At 71.6% G+C, this 7819-nt stretch carries 4 protein-coding genes and 1 pseudogene; 2 read left to right on the top strand and 3 right to left on the bottom strand.

From position 1 onward, the window contains the following. Positions 1 to 1124 (top strand): annotated as a pseudogene (locus JGS39_RS42005) (P-loop NTPase family protein); the annotation flags it as partial. Here JGS39_RS42005 and JGS39_RS33050 read toward each other — a convergent pair. The 3 genes from JGS39_RS33050 to JGS39_RS33040 form a co-directional block, all read right to left on the bottom strand. After that, positions 1096 to 3306: a hypothetical protein gene (locus JGS39_RS33050; RefSeq protein WP_308120855.1), complete on the bottom strand. Its 2211-nt coding sequence runs from the start codon at positions 3304 to 3306 to the stop codon at positions 1096 to 1098. The pseudogene JGS39_RS42005 and the gene JGS39_RS33050 overlap by 29 nt on opposite strands. A gap of 138 nt (positions 3307 to 3444) precedes the next feature. Beyond that, positions 3445 to 4938, bottom strand: coding sequence for an eCIS core domain-containing protein (locus tag JGS39_RS33045; protein ID WP_219573442.1), 1494 nt, complete (start codon positions 4936 to 4938; stop codon positions 3445 to 3447). Between the two features lie 255 nt (positions 4939 to 5193). Next, positions 5194 to 5925: a helix-turn-helix transcriptional regulator gene (locus JGS39_RS33040; protein ID WP_236064486.1), complete on the bottom strand. Its 732-nt coding sequence runs from the start codon at positions 5923 to 5925 to the stop codon at positions 5194 to 5196. A gap of 250 nt (positions 5926 to 6175) precedes the next feature. Here JGS39_RS33040 and JGS39_RS33035 point away from each other — a divergent pair, with 250 nt between their 5' ends. Beyond that, entirely contained in the window at positions 6176 to 7480 is a 1305-nt protein-coding gene (locus JGS39_RS33035; RefSeq protein ID WP_219573443.1) for a COG1470 family protein, read from the top strand. The last annotated feature ends 339 nt before the right edge of the window (positions 7481 to 7819 follow it).

Genomic DNA, 7819 nt, shown 5'->3' with positions numbered 1-7819 from the left:
GCCCGTCCTCCAGCTGCCGCTGCTGGAGCGGGCCGACGAACGCGAACGCCTGGTGCGCCTGCTGGCCCGCGGCCGCTCCGTACGGCTCACAGGACCGGCCGGTTCCGGCCGTACTGCGCTGCTGGACGCCGTCGCCGCCGACTGCGCGGAACTCGCCCCCGACGGAGTCGTCCGGCTGAGCGGCCACAAGCGCACCGTCGCCGACCTCCTCCACGGACTCTTCGAGGCCGTTCACGACGCGCCGCTGCACCGCCCGGACCGGGAACTGCTGCTGGCGAAGCTCCGGACGACCGGTGCCGTCGTCGTGCTCGACGACCTGGAGTTCGGTGGCGCCGCCCTGGACGAGCTCCTCGACGCCACGCCCGAATGCGCCTTTCTGCTGGCCACGACGCCGGACATCGCCGCCCCCGGTCCCGACTCCCACCTCGAAGAGGTCTTCCTCGCCGGCCTCGACCGCGGCGCCTCGATCGACCTGATGGAGCGGGTCGTCGAGCGCAAGCTCACCGAGGAGGAGGCCAACTGGGCGGGCGACCTCTGGTTCGAGTCCGAGGGCCTTCCGCTGCGCTTCGTCCAGGCGGGCGCCCTGCTGCGCCAACGCGACCTGCTGGGCACCGACCCGACCGCGTACGACGAGTACGGCTACCTGGAGAACCGGCCCGCCGAGGAGGCTCCGGAGGCCGAGGAAACCGCCGGGACGGACGCCGCGGAGGTGCCGCTGCCCAGCCTCGGCGAGGGCGCCGCACCTGCCACGCTGCTCGGCTCACGGCTGAGCCCGGCAGCGCGCGAGACGCTGCGCTTCGCGGTCGCACTCGGCGGCGAGGTGCCGCACCAGGCGCACCTGCCGGCGCTCGTGGGGGACACCCACGCCGACGCGGCACTCAGTGAGCTCGCCGGCTGCGGCCTGCTGTCACCGGCCGGCTCCCGCTACCGGCTGGCCGCCGGTGTCCTCGCCCAGCTGGAGGCCGCCGGATACGGCGACGGCGCCACGGACCGGGCCCGGACGGTGGCCCAGCACTACGCCTGGTGGGCCGGTCACCCCTCGGTCACCCCCGCCCGGGTGGTGGCCGAGGCCGATGCGATCCTCGCGGCGATGGCTCAGCTGGTGCCGGGGGACGGGGCCGGGCCGCGGTTGGTGACGGTGACCGTCAACGACACCGAGGAACCGGCCTCGACGGAAGGGGCGACGGGCGGTGCGGTGAGGGTCAGGTCGACCGACTGCTGGAAGGCGGGCTCCTTCTGGCGGCCCGGAAGCGTCGCGGTCAGCTCGGTCAACGTGCCGGTGGCGAGATCGAGTTCGGACAGCTGCTCGGGGGAGTTCGGCGCGATGTCCCGGCGGTGGCTCAGCACCAGCCGCCCGGCGTCCGGCGACCATGCCACGTCACGCGGCTGGTAGGGCCCGGTCGCCGTGACGTCCGGGATCCGCTCGCCGCACGCGGCGGGGTCGTCGCGCCGGTCGGACGGCAGCACTACCCGGCAGCCGGTGCCGTCGGGCGAGGTGACGACGACGCTCGCCCGGTTGTTGATCTGGTCGGCGCGGTCCTTGCGGTTGAAGGCGATGGACCTGCCGTCGGGGGAGAACGCGGGGCTGTCGTCGATCACCTTGCACTCACCGGGGCAGCCGGTGACGCTGAGGTCCCGCTGCTGGTCCAGGTCCTTCACCAGGGCGGTCCAGACGTGCTTGATGCCGCCGAGGCCCCGGATCACCTCGTTACGCGTGAAGGCGAGGGTGGTGCCGTCCGAGGACCAGGCGGGCTGGGCGTCTTGACCGGCCACCTCCCCCGCGGGCGGCACCACCTTGCCGATGATCTTCTTCGTGGCGACATCGGCGACCAGCACCTGACTGGGGCCCGCCGCGTCTCCGACGCCTCCCGGAGAGGTCCGGACGAACGCCATCTTCGTACCGTCCGGGGAGAAGGAGGGGTCGGTGTCCCAGTCCCCGGCGCCCCGCCCGTCCAGGTCCATGACCGCCTCGTTCGTCCCGTCGGTGCCGGCCAGCCAGATCCGCTGGACCCGCACGCCGTCGACGTCCTCGAAGCGGGTCACGGCGATCTGCCGGCCGTTCGGCGTGTAGGTCTGCCGCTCGGTCCAGGGGTCGTAGCCCGCGGAAGGGTGGAACAGCGGGTCGTCGGCGGGGTCGTCGCTGGTGTTGGTCAGGGCCTTCGGGTCCTCGCGCAGCACGTCGAGCCGGAGGTCCCGGGGGTCCGAGCCGTCCTGCCGCATGTCCTGGAGGGTGACGAAGGCCGGATCCACGGTGGTCCTGCGGGTGACGATCACCACCGGAATGCCCGCCCGCACGAGCACGGCCGGGGACTCCACCTTCCGGTCCTCGGAGAGCTCCATCGCCGGTACGGGGTTGTCGAGGGAGCCGGCCCGGTACACATGGTCGTAGACGGAGCAGCCGCAGTCCGTGTTGGGGCTGAGGAAGACCAGACCGTTGCCGTCGGGCAGCCAGGCGGCCGAACGGGTGCCCCAGCCGGCGAAGTCGCCCGTCAGCAGTGGGCGTTCGGTGCCCGGACCGTTGGTGACCCGCAGCCGGTTCCCGGTGTCGGTGTCCGACTCGGGCTCCTGGTGCAGGGTGTACACGAGCAGGTCCTCGTGCGCGTCGTCGTCCACCGGGTTCCACTCCGGCTCGCTCGCGTCGCCCTCCGCCGGGTCGCTGACACAGGTCACCTCCCCACCGGACAGGTCCCGTTCGTAGATCTGCGTGCCCCGCTCCGGGCCGCCGTCGCTCGCGTACGCGATGTGGGTGCCGTCCGGGGAGAGCGTCGGATGGGTTTCGTTCGCGGGCGTGTCCGTCAGCCGCTGGGGATCGGAGGAGCCGTCGACGCCGACCGACCAGAGGTCACGCTGCGCCGAATCCCCGGCTCCCGGTGCGGCCGAGTCGAACACCACGGTCCGCCCGTCGACGGAGAGTTCGGGGTGCGCGGCGTCATAGCCGGTGGTGAGCCGGAGTACGGAACCGTCGGCGCCGCGCACGTACACCTGGGGTTTCGCCTCGTCGCGCAGGCTCGTGAAGACCAGAGCGCCGCCGCGCCCGAACGCGTCCTGGTCGTAGTGGGCGGGACCGGAGCCGAACAGGTCCGCGCTGGCCGTCTCGGAGGAACGCTGCCCGAGACTGCGGTGTCCGGTACCGGCGAAGGCGATCCGTCCGGTGTCCGCGGGCGCCGCGTCCGAGGCGGCGGCCGCCGGCGTCGCCCCCTGCGGGACGGACACGGAACCCGCCACCAGCAGCGGGGCCAGCAACACCACGACGCCGCTCAGCCGGCGCAACCGGGTACGGCGTGCCGGGCCAGCAGGACCGCCCACGGTCCACCTCACAGTCTGGTCGATGGTTCTCCAGTTCGAGCATCGTGTGCGCGGGCGACGGTGGACAGGGGCCGGAGTACCCGGGGTGGGGGAAGACCTGGTGCCCTTTGCGGCCCCGGCGGATGTGCGGGACAGCCCTCAGTAGGCGTCCGTCTCGTTGTTCCACCGGTGACTGGCCCTCGACGTCACGTCCTGGACGTCCTTGACGAACAGCTGGAACAGCAACTGCGTCGCCTCGGTCTCCGATCCGAGACTGAGACTGAAGTCGCCGTGGCTCTCGAGCTTCATACCGACGCGCCCGGTGAGGTTCCCCTCGCCGCCCGAGCCCGTCTCGAACTGGCTGTTCTCGCCGTGGATCCTCCGCAGGGAGTCGGGTGCGCCGGTGTTCCCGGCCAGGGCCATGTACTCCGGAGTGAACAGCTGCCGGTGGGCGCCGGGCTTGAGCGTGAACTCGAGTACGCGGGTCGGCGGGCCGCCGACGACCCTGCCGTTGTCGGCCTTCGGCCCCGACTCGTAGTGCTGGTCGTGGTTGCGCCTGTAGTACTCGTAGGCCTGGTCCATGTCGCCGAGGTGCTTCTTGACCGGCATCGCTCCGACCCTGGACCCGTCGAGGTTCTTGTCATGGTGGAAGTTCTGGGCGGCCGCTTCACCCCGGTTCCGTTCGCCCTCCAACCACTCCTCGGTGCCTGCTTGCTTGCCGTCGCCCTTCCATTTCATGATCGCGTCGGCCTCCTCGACGGTCATCGTCCGGAAGAGCCGCAGCTCCTTCTCCTGCGGGCCGGCGTTACGCAGGTCCCGCAGGAGTTTCCTCGCCACGTCCTTGAGGATCGTGGGGAGTTCACGTCTCGACCCCGAGGCCTTGGGAGCCTGGGCGGCGCTGTTCCCCGCCTGCTCCTGCCAGTACCGGTGGGTCCAGAGGTCCTGGATGTTCTCCGGGTCCTGGACGACTCGCTGCACGGCCCCGGTCCGCACGGAGCGCTGTGCCGTGTCCGGTCCGGACGCCTCCCGGACGGAGGCCCGGCCGGACAGGGCCCGGCGGGCGTTCGCCTCGGCCTCGCGCTCGAAGCGGTCGGCGGGGTCGGACACCCGCAGCCCGCTCCCGTTGTCCGTCCCGGCCACCGGACCCAGACGCTGCTGGATGACGTGGGTGAGCTCGTGGGCGAGGGTGTGCCGGTCGCCTCCGCCGTCGCCGATCACGACGTGATCGCCGGAGGTGTAGGCGCGGGCCCCGATCTCGGCGGCGGAGCGCCGGGCGGCGGCATCGTCGTGGATGCGGACCGTGGAGAAGTCCGCGCCCAGGCGTGACTCCATGTCGGTACGGGTGGCGTCGTCCAGGGGCCGGCCGCCGGAGCGCAGCACATCGGGCACGGCGGAACGCTGCACCTGAGCCTGCCCGGGCCGCTCGTGGCACTCGCCCGCACCGTGCGGGGCCTCCTCGGCGGCGTGCGTACCGGGGTGTCCCGCCTGCCGCAGCATCTGGACGACGTCGGCGTTTCCGGCACCGCGCAGCAGGGCGAGCCGCACGGGGGAGGGCGGGCTCGCGGCGTTCGTCGCCGGAGCCGTGACGGCCGGGCGTACCGGACCGCGCGCCTCACCGGCGACGGGCGACTTGCCGGGGTTGTGCGTACGCATGGGGAGCACGCCTCTCTGCTCTCTGCGGGCGGATCGGATACCCGTTACTGGATTCGGGTACCTGTTCCTGGATATCGCGGCCGGGGTGGTGCGGTGAAGGGCGAGGGGTGCACAGAACGCTGCCCTTCGGGAACCCGCGACGGGCCCGTCCGCGCTCGTGGAGCCCGGTGCTGCCCGCCCCGCGGAGCCCCGGGCCCCGCGGGGGCAACGCCCGTTGCCCCCGGGGCCCGTTGCCGCGGGCTCCCGGGGAGCACCTCAGATGAGGCCGTGCCGCATGGCGTAGCCCACCGCGTGGGCCCGGTTGCGCAGTTCCAGCCGGGCCGCCACCTCGTGGAGCACGTTCTTGACGGTCCGTTCGGAGTACGAGGTCTTCTGCGCGATCTCCGCGGTGCCGTAGCCCTCCGACACCAGCCTGATCATCTCCGCCTCCCGCGCCGTGAGGGTGGAGAGCGACAGCCCCCGGGGGTCGAGGACCGTGCGGTGAAGGCTGCTGACGTGGTCGAGGAGTTTCCCGAGCAGGTCGCCCGGCAGCACTCCTTCGCCCTTCGCGATCGCCGTGACCAGATGGACGAGACGGTCCTGGTCGGCCTCGCCACGCCTCAGCACGGCGGCGACGCCGTACTCGATCAGGGTCTGCAGCGCCCCCGTCTCGAAGAAGCCGACGACGAGCCCGGTGCGGGTGGCGGTGTTGCGCTGGAGGCGGTGCAGGAGCTGGACGGTGGGCTCGTTCACCAGGTCCACCACTACTAAGGAGACCTGTGCCCGGTCGGCCTCCTCTTCCGGTATCAGCTCTATCTCCGGCCGCATGCGCAACTGGTGCACCATGCCGGTCTGCAGGATCAGGTCCTCCGCGTACACGGCCACGGAGACCCGGCCCCCCGGCGACGCAGCCTGCGTGCTCTCCGTACGTTGCTCCGGCACGGAGGGGCCGCGGCTGCGGCCGCCGCCCGTCACGGTCGGCGTCACATCTTTCGTGATCATGGTCATGTGCTCGTCTTCCTCAGCTACTTCCGCAGGTTCCCCGATAGGTGGTTGCGCCGGTTTCCGGTAAGTCGGATGTCGTGCACGTTCCTCCCGGCCCCGGACAGGGAGACCTGGCGCGCGGGCAGGGGGCCAGGAGACGGCGCGGGTGTTCCGCCGGGGCACCGGACCTGCCCGCACGTTGCCCTCCCGCCTCTGCTGCCGGGAGCGGGGCGCGGCCTAACGTCGCATCGTGACCACATCTGCCGAATTCGACATATCCACGGTGACGGTGTCGCCGGGCGCCGAAGCGACGACCACGCTGACCGTGCGCAACGACGGCGACATCGTCGAGGCGTACACCCTCGAAGTGGTCGGCGACTGCGCGGCGTGGGCCACGGTCGAACCGGCGCGGGTCTCCCTCTACCCGGGCACCTCCGAGACCGTGACGGTGCGGCTCGCGCCGCCCCGGTCCCACGAGGTCAAGGCGGGCGAAGTACCCCTCGGCGTACGCGTCCTGCCGGCGGAGCACCCCGAATCGGTGGCAGTTCCCGAGGCGACGGTGGTCGTCGAGCCGTTCAGTGAACTGCGGGCCAGGCTGGAGCCGGGCCGGCGCAGGGGCTGGCTGGGCGCCCGGTTCCGGGCCTCGGTACAGAACCGTGGGAACGCTCCCGTCGATGTCGTGTTCACCGGGAAGCAGGAGGGCGAGGAGCTCCGCCTCGCCTTCACACCGGAGCGCCTGAGCCTGAAGCCGGGCGAGTCCGCCGAGTCGGGCCTGCGGGTGCGGGCCCGGAAGCTGATCTGGTTCGGCGCCCCCACGACCTGGCCGTTCGAGGTCCGGGTGGCGGAGAGCGAGGGGACGGACACGGAGGCCGACCGGCCCGGACGTCCGGAACCCCTGCCCGGTGAGTTCGCGCAACTCCCGCTGCTGCCGAAGTGGTTGCTGATCGTCCTGGCGGCCCTGCTCGCGCTGCTGGTGGCGTGGTTCGCGCTGGTACGCCCCGCCGTCCGCAGCACCGCGAAGGAGGCCGGCGCCGCGGCGGCCCAGGAGGAGAACAAGGAGCGGCCGCAGGGCGGTGCGGCGACCGGTGGCACCACGGGCGGCGGCGACCCGGCCGGCGGGCAGGGCCAGAAGCAGGGGGAGAGCGCCGGGACGGGGACGGACGGGACCGGCGGTGCCGGTACGGGCGGCTCGGGTTCGACGGGCGGCGGCGGGGCGAACGCCCAGCAGAGCTCCCAGACCATCGACGTGCAGACGGATGCCGGAGCCGAGAGGGACGGGACCTATCCGGTTCCGCAGGGAAAGGTCTTCGGTGTCACCGACATCGTGGTGGCGAACTTCCAGGGGGACGAAGGGGTGTTGACCATCTCCTTCGGCGAGCGGAAGATCACCACCATTGCTCTGGAGACGTTCCGCAACCAGGACTATCACTGGGTCACCCCCATTCGGATTCAACAGAACGACAAGGTCACCGTTTCCGTGACCTGTTCCAAACCAGGGACTCCGGCGACCGGCAAGCAGGCATCGAAGTGCCACCAAGTGCTCAATGTCAGTGGTGTGCTGAGCGATTTCGCGCCGTAGGAACGATAGCGCCGGATTCCTTCCCTTCCGTTCCGGGAGCGTGAACAAACAGGGTCCCTGCCAGCGGAAACCCGCACATGGCGGCGCGCCGGGGTGTGGCCCTGAACACACCCCTCCGGATCGGGAACCAAATGGAACGGGCGGGCCGTGGCCGGTCGTTGACGGTCTTCCGCTGCTGATTCCCGGCCCTGTGCCGAGGGCGGCATCCGCTCGAACCGCGGACACCCCTGCTCACCGGAGCGGATCAGGATCGCGAGGGGCCCGACCGGCCGTGGGAATCCGGCCGGTTCGGTCCCTTCGGTCATTAGTTTCTGGCTGAAACTACTGAGATTGAACTCG

Source organism: Streptomyces poriferorum (assembly GCF_019399235.1).
In the GTDB taxonomy this organism is placed as follows: Bacteria; Actinomycetota; Actinomycetes; order Streptomycetales; family Streptomycetaceae; genus Streptomyces; species Streptomyces poriferorum.
Note: the sequence above shows the minus strand (reverse complement) of the source record. Positions and strands in the feature narration are given on the sequence as shown.